Origin of the sequence: Nereida sp. NH-UV-3 (assembly GCF_042939535.1) — a bacterium.
GTDB lineage: Bacteria > Pseudomonadota > Alphaproteobacteria > Rhodobacterales > Rhodobacteraceae > Nereida > Nereida ignava.
In genome coordinates, this window is record NZ_CP132157.1 from 151,133 (window position 1) to 165,012 (window position 13,880).

Below are 13,880 nucleotides of genomic sequence, written 5' to 3' on the forward strand. Positions count from 1 at the left end.
TGCAGGGCTGCACATCACAGTTTTGTGTGGGAAATGGCGTTAAGGCGCGTTGATTGTGACGAAAAAAGCCTGTGACAGCTTAGCCAAGCAGCTTCATACCGCGCGTCAGCCCCTCGGGGGTCATTGGCACCATTTGATTTTCGAATATCTCGCGGATCATTCCGATGGATTGGGTATAATCCCAGTAGGCCTCGGGCACAGGGTTGATCCAGAGGTGATCGGCCCACTGCGCGCGCGCACGGTTGAGCCATGTGTGACCGGCCTCATCGTTCCAATATTCATTCGCGCCGCCGATATAGGCGATTTCATAGGGGGACATGCTGGCATCGCCGACGAAGATGCATTTGTAGTCGGGTCCATATGTGCGCAATATTTCCGCCGTTGGAATTTTATCGTCCCACCGGCGTGCGTTGTCGCGCCACATGCTTTCGTAAAGACAGTTGTGGAAGTAAAAATGTTCAAGCTGTTTGAATTCCGATTTTGCAGCACTGAACAGCTCTTCGACCACTTTGATATGGGCGTCCATTGATCCGCCAACATCAAAGAACAGCAATACTTTTACGGCATTGCGCCGCTCGGGGCGGGTTTTGACATCAAGGTAGCCGGCGTTGGCCGTGGCGTTAACAGTTCCGTCCAGATCAAACTCTTCGCTTGCGCCATCACGCGCCCACCGCCTTAGCCGTTTGAGGGCAACTTTGATATTACGGGTGCCCAATTCGACACTGTCGTCGAGGTTGCGAAACGTGCGCTTGTCCCAAACTTTGACCGCACGTTGGTGGCGGCTTTCGTTTTGCCCGATGCGCACACCTTCGGGGTTATAGCCATGCGCACCAAAAGGCGAGGTGCCCGCAGTGCCGATCCACTTGCTGCCCCCTTGGTGGCGGCCTTTTTGTTCCTCAAGGCGCTTTTTCAGTGTGTCCATCAACGCCTCAAAACCGCCAAGCGCCTCAATCTCTGCGCGCTCTTCAGGGCTAAGGTGCTTTTCGGCCATTTTGCGCAGCCATTCGTCAGGGATATCAACTGCGTTCAGCACGTCTTGGGCACTTATCTCGTCAAGGCCGGAAAAGCTGGCTGCAAAGGCACGGTCGAACTTGTCCAGATGCCGCTCGTCTTTGACCAAGGTAAGCCGCGCCAGATAGTAAAACCCGTCTGCGTCATATGTGGCAAGACCCGCTGCCATACCGTCTAGAAACGCCAAAAACTCGCGCAGGGTCGCAGGGACCCCGTGGCGTCTTAGGTTTTCGAAAAACGGCAGAAACATCAGCGCGCGGCGAGCGTTCCGCCCACAGTCATGATGATAAATGCAATGACGCCCCACACGAAAAAGTAGTGCACCATGTCTTTGCGCGCACCGCCGCGCAGTTTAGCAATGATCGCGCCAAATATGCCGCCAACGATGAATGCCAAAAGCATAAGAAGGGGGAATGAGATCATCGGGAATTATCCTCCGCTGCGCCAAATCTGTGGAGAGAGCGAGGCGATCTCTTTGAGGCGCGCGCTCACTTCTTTCTCTGTGCCAAACCCGTAGCGCGCCCACCCCAAACTGTCCACCCTGACAAGCTGTGCTGCCGATGCGCGGCCTTGCTGGCTAAGACCTTCAGCCTTCAACATCATGAGTGTCGCCAAAAGTGCCGCGTTTTCAGAGGTTTGTGCGGCGTTTAAGTGACGATCAACCCACGCCACGGCGGCTTCGCCGTCCCCTTGAGTGAGCGAAAACGCGGCCATGTGGACGCCAACATGGGCGCGTTGTAGTGCCGCATCAGGAAGGGTGGCATAGATCGCATCCGCTTGGCGGAAGTGGCTGAATGCACGGGCATTGTCACTGCCCATATGCAGCCTGCCTTTGATGAAATGGCCCAAGGCACTGCGGGCATCGGTCCAACCTTCTGCTTGGGCAATGCGCATGGCCTCATTGATGGACTTGATACGCGCAGGCACGCTGCTGCGCCGCGACAGCGCCGTGGTGACAGCGTCGCTCCACGTGCGCGGCGTTGATGTGCGTTGGCGGTTGCCAATGCCTTGCCCGCGCGGGTTGAGGCGGGCCAGAATAGCGGGCAGTCTTGAGCGCACTTGGGCGGGGCTCATGCCGCTGCGCAACTCGGGCGCATAGGTCGCACGCAGGATCAGCATGTCAAAACCGGTCAAAACCGTATGAAAGTTGTCATCGTTAAAAGTGCTGTCTGAAAGGCGGTAAAGGTCATTTAGCGGGCCAAGACCTTGGGCCACTTCTTCATGCAAACAATCGCGCATTTCTTGGGGGCTGGTGCCTGATGGCAAAAAGACCGCAATGCGCGAACGGGTCTGTAGTTGCGTCCAATCAAGCGCGTCACTGCGGCGCGCCTTTTTATAGGCGTCCCACGTTGCAACGCCCGGCACCACAAAACACGCAGCGTTGGGCACAAGGCTTTTCAGTTGGCGGGCAGGGATGATTTCGATGTTGATCTGTGCGTTGTCTGTGTCAGTGCGGCTGATCGGGATGCCAGCCTCATTGCGCAGACGGCGCAGCAATGTCTCAAGATCACGGGTGATGGTGGCGGGCAGGTCGTCGCCGGACAGGCGTACCTCAATCGGGCCCTCAAACCGCGTGAACACCGGTACAGTGCGGCCACTTTCAAGCCGGAACGTCAGGTCCATGAAATCACGCGCAATCTCGCGGTTTGACCGAACGGGGCGGCGCGGGCGCGGCGTGGCAAAGACCTTAACCGCAGGCACATCGACGGCCGCGCGGCTGGTGACTGAATTTGTATTGGTCGGGGCACAAGAACTAAGGGCAAACAAGCCCGCAAACACAATTGACCGCATTCAGGTAACGCCCCGCAACATAACAACTACGATGGGCGAAATGGTCTTGGATTGCGGCAATTCTGGGGTGCGCGCGCGATCATGGCGCGGCATTTGGACAAAGCTGTTGGCTTTTTTGGGCGGGCCCGCGTGTGACGCTCTGCGCCGTGTTAAATGAGGGGCCGCGCCGCGCACGATGCTTACCGCCGCCCTGTTTGGCTGCGCGCCATAAACGCGAGCCGTTCGAACAAATGCACGTCTTGTTCGTTTTTCAAAAGCGCGCCGTGAAGTTTTGGTAGCGCATTGGCGCCGTCGCGTTTCAGGTCCTGTGCCGTCAGATCTTCGGCCAAGAGCAGTTTCAGCCAATCCAGCACTTCCGAGGTTGATGGCTTTTTCTTCAGCCCGTCCGTTTCGCGGATTTCATAGAACTGCGTAAGGGCCGCGTTCAGCAAATCACCTTTGATCGTAGGATGGTGCACCTCAATGATCTGTTTCAGCGTCTCGGGGTCTGGAAAGCTGATGTAGTGGAAAAAACAGCGTCGCAAAAACGCGTCTGGCAGCTCTTTTTCGTTGTTTGATGTGATGATGACGATGGGCCGGTGCGTGGCCTGAACGGTTTGGCCGGTCTCATAGACATGGAACGCCATTTTATCGAGTTCTTGCAGCAGATCATTGGGGAATTCGATGTCTGCTTTGTCGATCTCGTCAATCAACAGCACCACCCGTTCGGAGGCGTCAAAGGCCTCCCAAAGCTTGCCTTTGCGGATATAATTGCTGACGTCGTTTACTTTCGGATCACCCAACTGGCTATCGCGCAGGCGGCTAACCGCATCATATTCGTAAAGCCCTTGTTGGGCACGGGTGGTGGATTTGATGTTCCACTCGATGATCGGTGTTTTCAGCGCGCGCGCAACTTGAAGGGCCAGCTCCGTTTTACCGGTACCTGGTTCGCCTTTAACCAAAAGGGGACGCTGCAATGTGACCGCCGCATTTACCGCAACAGTCAGGTCGTCCGTGGCCACATAGCCATCGGTGCCTGTAAATTTCATATCTGCCTCATGTATCGCGCGATTTTCGCGTCGTTGTGGATAACTTATCAGTTTAGTTCATTCAGGCAACAAAAAGGTTGCGCAAACATTCAGATGTTAACTTGTTATCAAGGGCTGTGATGCAGTTTTTGGCCGAATTCGACCTTGGCAGGCGGGGGCGTTTGCGCTAGATGGGCACGTGAACCGCTGGCCTTTACATGTATCAGGGGCGCGGCATGATTACTGAGGGAAGCTTTACTATGAAAGCAGAGACCTTTCTGCCAGACGACTATCGCCCCGCCGAGGACGAGCCTTTCATGAATGACCGCCAGCTTGAGTATTTCCGCCGCAAGTTGCTTGCGTGGAAGCACGATCTGCAATCTGACACACGCGACACCATCGAAGGTTTGCAAGATGGCACGCGCAATATTCCCGACGTAGCCGACCGTGCGTCCGAGGAAACAGACCGCGCGCTTGAGCTGCGGACACGTGACCGTCAGCGCAAACTGGTCTCAAAAATTGACGCCGCTCTGCGCCGTATCGATGAGGATGAGTTCGGGTACTGCTCTGTTACTGGTGAGCCGATCAGCCTTAAGCGCCTTGATGCGCGCCCGATCGCAACCATGAGCCTTGAGGCGCAGGAGCGTCACGAGCGCCGCGAAAAAGTACACCGCGACGATTAAGGCAAAGCGCCGCATGATCGGTAATTGATAATGAAAAGGCATCACCGGTAGTTCGGTGGTGCCTTTTTCTTTTGCCGCTTTGCACCTGCACGACGCGCGGGCTATGACGGGGTGATGAAAAGTGAACTTCACCACATGCAAATCGATGTTGTCGGCGGCGGCGTAGCAGGGCTTGCCACAGCGCGCGCCGCGGCGATGCGCGGGGCAAAAGTACGCGTGTTTGAGCAAGCACCCGAGATCCGCGAAGTGGGTGCGGGATTGCAGCTAAGCCCGAACGGGATGCGCGTGATTGATGCGCTTGGGCTTGGCGCGGCACTTCGCGACACTTCTCTTGAGGGGCGCGGGGTTGTTTTGCGCAACCAGCGCGGCAAACAAGTGCTGCGCATGGATTTGACCAGCGCCGATGGTACGTTTTTGATGGCCCATCGCGCGGACCTGATCGCGGCTTTATCACATGATTTGGCTGGCTTAGGGATTGATCTTAATCTGAATGCACGAATTGAGGCGGGCAGTGCGCGTCATACAGAGCGGGCACTCACAGTTGCGGCCGACGGCGCGCGCTCGGGTCTGAGGGCGGCTCTTGGTGGTGATGCCGCGCCGTTTTTCACGGGGCAAGTGGCTTGGCGCGCGATTATTGGTGCACATCCCGACGAGCCCGCCGAGGCGCAGGTTTTCATGGGCGCTGGCAGGCATTTGGTGAGTTACCCGCTGAAAGGCGGGCGGCGCAATATCGTGGCTGTGCAAGAGCGCAGCACGTGGGCCGCAGATAGTTGGAGCACCCCCGATGACCCAGAGGCGCTTCGTGCGGCGTTTGCAGACTTCGACGGCCCCGTGCCAGAATGGCTGTCGCAAGTTGAGAAGGTGCATATCTGGGGGTTATTTCGGCGGCCTGTTGCGCAGAAATGGCATGGTTCTGTCAATGGTGCATCTGCGGTTCTGGTTGGGGACGCGGCCCATCCAACCTTGCCGTTTTTGGCCCAAGGCGCGAACCTTGCGCTGGAAGACGCGTGGTGTTTGCCAGCGGCGTTGGCACAATCTCTATCGGTGGATCAATCTGGCGCAGGGGTGCCGGGCGGTTTGCAATTGTTCCAAGACACCCGCCGCGCGCGTGTTGTGCGCGCAATTGAGGCGGCAAATGCTAATGCGCGAAACTATCACATAGAAAACAAGGCGCTACAGGTTGTAGCTCATGCAGTTTTGCGAGGTGGTTCCGCCATTGCGCCATCTGCGGCCGTCCGAAAGTTCAATTGGCTCTATGGCTATGATGTGACAGCGGCATTTTAGTCGCTCTGTAAAAGTACTGCCTAGATGTCCAGCTCGACCCATATCGGCACGTGGTCCGAGGGCTTCTCGCGGCCGCGTACATGGGCGTCTACCTGACAATCTGTCAGCAGGTCAGCGGCTTGGGGCGACAGCAAAAAGTGGTCAATCCGGATGCCATCATTGCGGTTGTAAGCGCCCGCTTGGTAATCCCAAAACGTGTATTGTTCGGGGGCCGCGTTGCGCGCACGAAACGCTTCTGTCAGGCCAAGGGCACACAGTTCGCGAAATTTGGTACGGCTTTCAAGACGGTAAAGTGCATCATCCGCCCACGCCGCAGGGTTAGCGCAGTCTTCGGGTTGTGGGATGATGTTGTAATCACCGGCCATCAAAAACGGCATATCTTGGAGTAACATATTCTTTGCATGGGCAATCTGGCGGTCCATCCACGCAAGTTTATAGTCGTATTTAGGCCCAGGCACCGGATTGCCATTGGGCAGGTATAGCCCGCAGATACGGATCGCTTGCTTGCCAACAACAGTCGCTTCAATCCACCTTGCCTGTTCGTCGGTCTCGTCGCCCGGTAGGCCGCGCTGGATGTCCTCAAGCGGTAGTTTTGACAAGATCGCCACGCCATTGAATGACTTTTGACCGTGGGTTTCCACGATGTAGCCAAGGTCTTCGATCGGCTCGCGGGGGAATGCCTCATCCACGGATTTGATCTCTTGCAACACGGCCACATCGGGCTGTGCCTCAGATAGCCAATCAAGAAGGGCGGGCAGGCGGGCTTTGATCCCGTTGATGTTGAAGCTTGCGATTTTCATGAGGCACTTGTGCCACGGGCCACGGCGGGCGGAAAGCGCTTTTTGCGCCTCTGACGGGCCTTATCGCGCGGATTGATCGCTACATTGAAAAGCTGGTGCCGCAGCCGCATGAGCTGGTCGCGTTGGGGTTGTTGATGACGAACCGCGCGCCAATCAATTCCTCTTCGAAATCAATCACTGCATCGGCCAAAAACGGCAAAGACACCGGATCAAGCACCACGCTTTCGCCCGCGCCGCTGAGAACCAGATCATCGTCTTTGGGGGTGTCGAGGTCGATTTCGTATTGAAACCCAGAGCATCCGCCGCCCTCTACTGCGATGCGCAGCACTTTACCGTTTGCGGCAGCGCCAATTTCGGCAAGGCGTTCAAACGCGCGGGACGTGACGGTTGGGGGCAGTGTGAGCATGGCAAAGGCACCTGTTGTGACATCAGACACCTCACCATATAAGACCGCAGGCAGGCATCACAAGAGACGGCAGACACATGACGGCACTTTACGCGTCCACCCCCGACGATAGTCGCGGCAGGTTGGTCTTTGAACAGGAATACGACTTCCGCTCTCCTTTTCAGCGCGACCGCGACCGCATCATTCACGCCAGCGCATTCCGCCGCCTCAAACACAAAACCCAGGTTTTTGTAGAGCACGAAGGCGATGCGTATCGCACGCGGCTGACCCATACGATCGAGGTGGCACAGGTGGCGCGCACGATGGCGGGGGCACTGGGCCTTGATCTTGATCTGACCGAGGCGATCGCGCTGGCCCATGATCTGGGGCACACACCGTTTGGGCACACAGGAGAAGACGCGCTGGACGCATTGATGCAACCTTATGGTGGGTTTGATCACAATGCGCAGGCGCTAAAAATCGTGACCTCGCTTGAGCGGCACTATGCTGAATTCGATGGGCTAAACCTGACGTGGGAGTGTCTTGAAGGGATTGCAAAGCATAACGGCCCCGTGCCGCAGCCGTGGCCATTTGCGCTGTCGGAGTACACCGCGCGTCACGATCTTGAGTTGCACACCCATGCCAGCGCCGAAGCGCAGGTTGCGGCCCTGTCGGATGATATTGCCTACAACAATCACGATCTGCACGATGGTCTGCGCGCGGGACTTTTCACCGATGACGATATTTGTGCGTTGCCGATTGTGGGCGATGCTTACGCTCAGGTGGATGCGGCCTATCCGGGTCTTGCGCCTAAACGGCGCCGTCACGAGGCACTGCGCCGCGTTTTTGGCGTGATGGTCGCTGATGTGATCAAAACCTCACGCGGGTTGTTGGAGGGGATAACATCCGCTGATCAAGTACGCACCAACGGCGCCCCTGTGGTGCAGTTTTCAGCCAGTTTGTGGGCGGATTTGAAAGTTATCCGCGCGTTTTTGTTCAAACAGATGTACCGCGCGCCTGAAGTGGTTGAGATGCGCAAACGTGTGACGCGCGTGGTTGAGGGGCTATTCCCGCTCTATATGGCCCGCCCCGAGTTGTTGCCCAAAGAGTGGGCCGAGGACGTGGCCGCCGCGACCCAAGATGTGGAGCGCGCCAGATTGGTGGCCGATTATATCGCTGGCATGACAGACCGTTTTGCCTTGGCCCAAGCCGAGGCGCATTTGGAACTTTAACAAAGCTGCATGCGCGGCGTGGCGCGCGATTTGTTGACCCTAGCGTGCAGCGTGGTAAGGGAATGCTAACGCGCCATGCCGCCTAATTTGCGCCGCTCGCCATTGGTGGACGCGCCCGAGTGAAGACACCGGAAGATACCCGAAGGAACTGCCCTATGAATTTGTTTGCTGATATTCGCGCCCTTGTTGTGACGTCACTTGAGGGGATGGTGCAGGCAGGTGTTCTGGCCGAGGGTCTGAGTTTTGACAATGTCACTGTTGAGCCGCCCCGTGACGCAAGCCACGGTGATATGGCCACGAATGCCGCGATGGTGCTGGCCAAACCGTCCAAGATGAAGCCGCGTGATATTGCTGATGCACTTGCGGCAGCATTGCTGAACGATCCACGGATTGAGGCCGCCGATGTGGCGGGTCCCGGGTTTTTGAACCTGCGTTTGTCCAAATCTCTTTGGCAGGGCGTGGTGAAATCCGCCCTTGTTGATGCGCAGTTTGGTCAAAGCAATCTTGGCGGCGGCAAAAAGATCAACGTGGAATACGTCAGCGCAAACCCAACGGGCCCGCTTCACGTGGGCCACACCCGCGGGGCGGTTTTTGGTGACGCGCTTGCCTCACTTCTGGCATACGCGGGCTATGACGTGACCCGCGAATACTACATCAATGATGGGGGCGGGCAGGTCGATGTTTTGGCGCGCTCGGTCTACCTGCGCTACCTTGAGGCGCATGGACAGCAGGTCGCCTTTGAGGACGGCACGTACCCCGGTGATTATCTGATTGAAGTGGGCATGGCGCTCAAAGACAAAGTGGGTGACGCCTATGTGGATCAGCCCGAAGAGGTGTGGCTGGCTGAGCTGCGCCTTTTTGCAACGGATGCGATGATGGCGATGATCCGCGATGATCTGGCCGCTTTGGGTGTCTCCATGGATGTCTTTTTTAGCGAAAAGTCGCTTTATGGCACGGGCCGCATTGAAGACGCGATTGAGGACCTGCGCAGCAAAGGGTTGATCTACACAGGCACTCTGGAGCCGCCCAAAGGCAAGCTGCCAGAAGATTGGGAGCCGCGTGAGCAGACCTTGTTTAAATCCACCGACTACGGTGATGATGTGGACCGTCCGGTGCAAAAATCTGATGGGGCGTGGACTTATTTTGCCCCTGACATCGCCTATCACTACGACAAGATTACCCGCGGCTTTGATGGCCTGATCGACGTGCTTGGCGCGGATCACGGCGGGTATGTCAAACGGATGAAAGCGGCGGTTTCGGCGTTGTCTGACACGCAAGTCGCTCTTGATATCAAGCTGTGCCAATTGGTGAAGCTGATGAAAAACGGTGAGCCGTTCAAAATGTCCAAACGGGCAGGGACTTTCGTGACCCTTGCGGATGTTGTTGAAATGGTCGGCCCGGACGTGACGCGCTTTGTGATGCTGACGCGCAAAAACGATGCGCCGCTTGATTTTGACATCGACAAAGTGACCGAGCAATCCAAAGACAACCCCGTTTGGTATGTCCAATACGCCAGCGCGCGGGTGCATCAGGTGATGCGCAAAGCCGCCGAGGCGGGCATCGCGGTGGATGACGCCACCCTTGCTAGCGCTGATCTGAGCCTGTTGGATCACGCGGCAGAAATCGCCATGGCCCAAAAGCTTGCAGAGTGGCCCCGTTTGGTCGAAGTGGCCGCGCGCACCCACGAGCCGCACCGCGTCGCGTTCTATCTGTATGACTTGGCCAGCGAGATGCACAGCCTCTACAACCGTGGCAATGATGACCACTCATTGCGCTTCATCCAAGACGATGCTGCAGTGTCACAGGCGAAAATTGCGCTGATTAGGGCTGTTTGTGTTGTTATTTCTCACGGTTTAGGTATTCTAGGCGTAACTCCTGCGACCGAGATGCGCTGATCTAACAAGCTGCACCGTCCGCTAATTGCCCATTTGGGTGAGGGGGTTTGAGGCAAGTTTAGAGACCCGAATGACCCATAAAACAAGGGCGGCGGGCAGTGAGGCAACATGTTTGAACAATCCCATTCCGTGGGTGCTGGATCGGCTTTGCGTGGGCGTGATGCTTATGCGGGGCAGCAGCACTATTATGGTGAAACTGGCTACGGTGAGGCCGGTTCTGGCGCGGCAAGCGCCTCCTCAAAGCCCCATTTGATCGTAAACGCGGCAGGTGCGCTTACTTCGATCGCCTTGGTGATTGGCGTTGCGGTGTGGAGCTATAATCTGATTTCTCGCGATGTCAGTGGCGTCCCCGTCGTCAAAGCCCTCGAAGGTCCGATGCGCATCCAGCCTGAAAAACCCGGCGGTACCCCTGCGGCACACCAAGGGTTGGCCGTGAATGAGATCGCTGCATTGGGATCGGCCCCTGCGGCCCCTGATCAGTTGATGCTTGCGCCTGCGCCTGTTGAAATTACGGCTGATGATGTTGCGGGCGTTCTTGTGCCTACGTCCAACGCGGGTGCTGCAAAAGCGCCCGTAACGGCAGCGCCTGAAACAAACGGTGTGACTGCGAATAATGAGGCGGACAGCAGTTATTCCCTCAGCAATGTTCAGCAAGTCAGTGCGGTGGCCCGAAATACGCCAGCAACCAAAGCCGCTCTGGATGAGCTGGTTGCCTCAATCGCTGCAAATACACCCAGCCTGACGCCCGTGGCACCGGCGCCCAAAGTGGCCGTCGTAAAGGGCGGCATTGGCACCTCGTTGCGCCCAAAAGCCCGTGTAATACGTGGCAACGTCATTCAGGCCTCGGCCCCAGCGAATATCACATCAACAAATGTTGAGGTTGACCCTGCGTCTGTGCCGTTGGGAACGCCTTTGGTCCAACTTGGCGCATTCGACAGCGCAGAAGTGGCGCGGGGCGAATGGAACCGCTTGGCGAAAACTTTTGACGGCTATCTGGCCACGAAAAAACGCGTCATTGAGCGGGCCGAAAAGAACGGAAAAACCTTCTACCGCTTGCGGGCGTTGGGGTTTGATCAATTGGCAGATGCACAACGTTTCTGTTCCGCCCTTGAAGCTGAAAACGCGCGGTGTTTGTCGATTGTTAAGCGCTGATAGCAAGGCTGTTAATCCTGTGCCGTTTCACGGTGCGGGGGCTGTTTGATGTCACAGGGCTTAGTATCGCATGGCGCGTTTATACTTGGCTGCTCAGGCACTGAGCTTACTCAGGCTGAGGCGCGGTTTTTCCGTGAGGCGGACCCATGGGGTTTTATCCTATTTGCGCGCAATGTTGAAACGCCGCAGCAGGTGCAACGCCTAACCGCGCAGCTGCGCGAGGCGGTTGGACGCGACGCGATCATCACTGTGGATCAAGAAGGGGGCCGCGTTCAGCGGTTAACGGCGCCCCATTGGCGACAGTGGCTGCCCCCGTTGGATCAATCTGCGCAAGTTGCTGAAAATGGCAAAGACACGGCCCGCGCGATGTATCTGCGCTACCGCATCATTGCTGCTGAATTGCGCGCCTCGGGCCTTGATAGCAATTGCGCGCCCATGGTCGATATCGCAACGGCCCAGACCCATCCGTTTTTGCGCAATCGTTGCTACGGGGAAGACTTGCAAACTGTGGTCGTCTTGGCCCAAGCGGCAACTGCGGGGCTGTCTGACGGTGGGGTTGTTCCTGTGGCCAAGCATATGCCGGGTCACGGCCGCGCAACTGTTGACAGCCACAAGGCGCTGCCGCGTGTAACTGAAACGGCACAGGTGCTGCGGCGCGAAGATTTCGCCGCTTTTGCTGCCGTGGGGGATTTGCCCATGGCGATGACCGCACATATCGTCTTTGAGGCGTTTGACGAGGCACCAGCCACGACCAGTCCTGTGATGCAAAAGATCATTCGCGATGAAATCGGGTTTGGCGGGCTGCTCATGACCGATGATATCAGCATGCAGGCGCTTAGTGGCACGGTGGCCGCGCGCGCGCGGGCCTCGCTTGATGCGGGCTGTGATGTGGTTTTGCATTGCAACGGTGATCTGGCCGAGATGACAGACGTAGCCGCGGCAAGCGGTTTGATGACAGACAAAGCAGCACTTCGCGCCACAAATGCCGTTGAAAGCCGCCGCACCCCTGATGAGGTTGACATCGCGGCCCTTGAGGCCGAATTTAACGCACTGTTAACGTCCTAAGCTGCCTGAGGGCAGTGCCCGACCAAAAAGGCCTCTTGCGTGTCTGCCGAAAACCCCGCCCAAAACGATTTTGAGTTTGACGCCGAGCGCGTGGCCGACCGCGTTGCGGCTGAGGCGCTTATTGTTGATGTGGACGGCTTTGAAGGCCCGCTTGATTTGTTGCTGACCTTGTCGCGCACCCAAAAAGTTGACCTGCGTAAAATTTCGGTGCTGGAACTGGCCCGCCAATATCTGGCGTTTATCGACAAAGCCAAGGAACTGCGTCTTGAACTGGCGGCGGATTATCTTGTGATGGCGGCGTGGTTGGCGTTTTTGAAATCACGCTTGTTGCTGCCACCTGATCCCGCGCAAGAGGGCCCTTCGGGCGAGGAGCTTGCCGCGCATTTGGCGTTCCAGCTTGAACGTTTGGCCGCTATGCGGGACGCTGCGGCAAAACTGATGGCGCGCGATCAAAAGGGCCGTGATTTCTTTGTGCGTGGCATTCCCGAAGATGTCACCCGCGTGCGCAAAGTGATTTATTCCGCCACATTGATGGACCTGATGCAGGGCTACGCGCGGACCCGCACCAAAGATGAATTCCGCCCCTTTGTGATGGACCGTGAAGCCACCATGACCCTTGAGCAAGCTCTTGAGCGGATGCGCGGGCTGATTGGTTATGCGGGCGAGTGGACGGATTTGACAAGTTACCTGCCCGAAGGGTGGGAAATGGACCCCAAAAAGCGCCGCTCTGCCACGGCCGCCAATTTTGCAGCAACCCTTGAGTTGGCCAAAGCGGGTAAGATTGAGATACGACAGGGCGAGATTTTCTCTGCCATTCAGATCAGGAAACGTGACCATGACGGATGATGTGAACGCCGCCGAGCAGCCTGAAAAAGATCAGGTCGATGCGCCAACTAAGACGCAGGATGAAAGCCTGTTTGATGCCCCGCCAATGGCAGAACAGGAACGGATGGTTGAGGCGATCTTATTTGCGACTGCCGAGCCGTTGAGCCTGAAAGATATCGCCTCGCGCCTGCCGATGGGATGTGAGCCGCAAACGGCACTGGTGCATTTGGGCAAACGCTACGACGGGCGGGGCGTGAACCTTGTGCGCGTGGGCGAGGCATGGGCGCTGCGCACGGCGCCGGACCTTGGGTTCTTAATGCAGCGCGAAACCATTGAGCACCGCAAATTGTCGCGCGCGGCCATCGAAACCCTTGCGATCATTGCATATCATCAACCAATTACGCGCGCAGAGATTGAAGAAATTCGCGGTGTCGCCGTAAGCCGCGGCACGGTGGATCAATTACTTGAGATGGATTGGATTCGCTTTGGCCGCCGCCGTATGACGCCAGGCAGACCTGTCACATTTGTGGTCACGCAGGAGTTTCTGGACCACTTCGGTTTGGAAACCGCACGTGATTTGCCAGGCCTGAAAGAGCTTCGCTCGGCTGGATTGTTGGACAATCGCCCACCGCCCACGGATATGCCGGGGCCCGGTGAGGCCGAAGACGAAAGCCAAGACGACGAAGAGCAAACGGAACTGTTTGAGGAATAGGTCCATGTCATTAGGGTCGAAATTTCGCCGTAATGCAC

14 protein-coding genes are annotated in these 13,880 nt (G+C 57.1%); 8 read left to right on the plus strand and 6 right to left on the minus strand.

What is annotated here, in order from left to right; all coding sequences use genetic code 11:
• Positions 1-79 precede the first annotated feature (79 nt).
• From NeNHUV3_RS00700 to NeNHUV3_RS00715, 4 genes are all read right to left on the minus strand, one after another.
• Positions 80-1,261 carry a VWA domain-containing protein gene (locus NeNHUV3_RS00700; protein WP_391481843.1) on the minus strand — a complete coding sequence of 394 codons (1,182 nt, stop codon included), beginning with the start codon at positions 1,259-1,261 and terminating at the stop codon, positions 80-82.
• Positions 1,261-1,434, minus strand: coding sequence for a hypothetical protein (locus tag NeNHUV3_RS00705; protein ID WP_158441636.1), 174 nt, complete (start codon positions 1,432-1,434; stop codon positions 1,261-1,263). Before NeNHUV3_RS00705 ends, NeNHUV3_RS00700 begins: the two co-directional genes overlap by 1 nt.
• A gap of 6 nt (positions 1,435-1,440) precedes the next feature.
• A complete protein-coding gene (locus NeNHUV3_RS00710) occupies positions 1,441-2,802 on the minus strand; it encodes a DUF2927 domain-containing protein (protein WP_391481845.1) in 1,362 nt (453 codons plus the stop codon).
• Between the two features lie 179 nt (positions 2,803-2,981).
• On the minus strand, positions 2,982-3,830 hold the full coding sequence (locus NeNHUV3_RS00715) for an AAA family ATPase (RefSeq protein WP_391481846.1): 849 nt from the start codon (positions 3,828-3,830) through the stop codon (positions 2,982-2,984).
• A gap of 239 nt (positions 3,831-4,069) precedes the next feature.
• On the opposite strand from NeNHUV3_RS00715, the gene dksA reads away from it, so the two are divergent.
• Both dksA and NeNHUV3_RS00725 read left to right on the plus strand, forming a co-directional pair.
• Positions 4,070-4,492, plus strand: a complete 423-nt coding sequence (gene dksA / locus NeNHUV3_RS00720) for an RNA polymerase-binding protein DksA (protein ID WP_048597372.1) — start codon at positions 4,070-4,072, stop codon at positions 4,490-4,492.
• Between the two features lie 114 nt (positions 4,493-4,606).
• Complete coding sequence (locus NeNHUV3_RS00725) at positions 4,607-5,776, plus strand: FAD-dependent monooxygenase (RefSeq protein ID WP_391481848.1); 1,170 nt, start codon at positions 4,607-4,609, stop codon at positions 5,774-5,776.
• Between the two features lie 20 nt (positions 5,777-5,796).
• Here NeNHUV3_RS00725 and xth read toward each other — a convergent pair whose 3' ends face one another.
• A complete protein-coding gene (gene xth / locus NeNHUV3_RS00730; protein WP_391481850.1) occupies positions 5,797-6,576 on the minus strand; it encodes an exodeoxyribonuclease III in 780 nt (259 codons plus the stop codon).
• A 79-nt stretch (positions 6,577-6,655) separates the two neighbouring features.
• Complete coding sequence (locus tag NeNHUV3_RS00735) at positions 6,656-6,982, minus strand: HesB/IscA family protein (RefSeq protein ID WP_391481851.1); 327 nt, start codon at positions 6,980-6,982, stop codon at positions 6,656-6,658.
• 77 nt (positions 6,983-7,059) lie between these two features.
• Between NeNHUV3_RS00735 and NeNHUV3_RS00740 the strand changes: the two genes are divergently transcribed.
• The 6 genes from NeNHUV3_RS00740 to scpB all read left to right on the plus strand — a co-directional run bounded on the left by NeNHUV3_RS00740 (position 7,060) and on the right by scpB (position 13,842).
• Positions 7,060-8,193, plus strand: coding sequence for a deoxyguanosinetriphosphate triphosphohydrolase (locus NeNHUV3_RS00740; RefSeq protein WP_391481852.1), 1,134 nt, complete (start codon positions 7,060-7,062; stop codon positions 8,191-8,193).
• Between the two features lie 155 nt (positions 8,194-8,348).
• Positions 8,349-10,088, plus strand: coding sequence for an arginine--tRNA ligase (argS, locus tag NeNHUV3_RS00745; RefSeq protein WP_391481854.1), 1,740 nt, complete (start codon positions 8,349-8,351; stop codon positions 10,086-10,088).
• Positions 10,089-10,196: 108 nt separating this feature from the next.
• Positions 10,197-11,240: an SPOR domain-containing protein gene (locus tag NeNHUV3_RS00750; protein ID WP_391481855.1), complete on the plus strand. Its 1,044-nt coding sequence runs from the start codon at positions 10,197-10,199 to the stop codon at positions 11,238-11,240.
• Between the two features lie 48 nt (positions 11,241-11,288).
• On the plus strand, positions 11,289-12,305 hold the full coding sequence (nagZ, locus tag NeNHUV3_RS00755; protein ID WP_391481857.1) for a beta-N-acetylhexosaminidase: 1,017 nt from the start codon (positions 11,289-11,291) through the stop codon (positions 12,303-12,305).
• A gap of 39 nt (positions 12,306-12,344) precedes the next feature.
• On the plus strand, positions 12,345-13,151 hold the full coding sequence (locus NeNHUV3_RS00760; RefSeq protein WP_048597378.1) for a ScpA family protein: 807 nt from the start codon (positions 12,345-12,347) through the stop codon (positions 13,149-13,151).
• Entirely contained in the window at positions 13,141-13,842 is a 702-nt protein-coding gene (gene scpB, locus NeNHUV3_RS00765) for an SMC-Scp complex subunit ScpB (protein ID WP_391481859.1), read from the plus strand. The genes NeNHUV3_RS00760 and scpB overlap by 11 nt, the downstream gene beginning before the upstream one ends.
• Positions 13,843-13,880 lie beyond the last annotated feature (38 nt).

Coding starts and splice junctions, on each gene's coding strand:
- NeNHUV3_RS00700 (WP_391481843.1), bottom strand. CDS start 1,261: ATGTTTCTGCCGTTTTTCGAAAACCTAAGACGCCACGGGGTCCCTGCG.
- NeNHUV3_RS00705 (WP_158441636.1), bottom strand. CDS start 1,434: ATGATCTCATTCCCCCTTCTTATGCTTTTGGCATTCATCGTTGGCGGC.
- NeNHUV3_RS00710 (WP_391481845.1), bottom strand. CDS start 2,802: ATGCGGTCAATTGTGTTTGCGGGCTTGTTTGCCCTTAGTTCTTGTGCC.
- NeNHUV3_RS00715 (WP_391481846.1), bottom strand. CDS start 3,830: ATGAAATTTACAGGCACCGATGGCTATGTGGCCACGGACGACCTGACT.
- dksA (WP_048597372.1), top strand. CDS start 4,070: ATGAAAGCAGAGACCTTTCTGCCAGACGACTATCGCCCCGCCGAGGAC.
- NeNHUV3_RS00725 (WP_391481848.1), top strand. CDS start 4,607: ATGAAAAGTGAACTTCACCACATGCAAATCGATGTTGTCGGCGGCGGC.
- xth (WP_391481850.1), bottom strand. CDS start 6,576: ATGAAAATCGCAAGCTTCAACATCAACGGGATCAAAGCCCGCCTGCCC.
- NeNHUV3_RS00735 (WP_391481851.1), bottom strand. CDS start 6,982: ATGCTCACACTGCCCCCAACCGTCACGTCCCGCGCGTTTGAACGCCTT.
- NeNHUV3_RS00740 (WP_391481852.1), top strand. CDS start 7,060: ATGACGGCACTTTACGCGTCCACCCCCGACGATAGTCGCGGCAGGTTG.
- argS (WP_391481854.1), top strand. CDS start 8,349: ATGAATTTGTTTGCTGATATTCGCGCCCTTGTTGTGACGTCACTTGAG.
- NeNHUV3_RS00750 (WP_391481855.1), top strand. CDS start 10,197: ATGTTTGAACAATCCCATTCCGTGGGTGCTGGATCGGCTTTGCGTGGG.
- nagZ (WP_391481857.1), top strand. CDS start 11,289: ATGTCACAGGGCTTAGTATCGCATGGCGCGTTTATACTTGGCTGCTCA.
- scpB (WP_391481859.1), top strand. CDS start 13,141: ATGACGGATGATGTGAACGCCGCCGAGCAGCCTGAAAAAGATCAGGTC.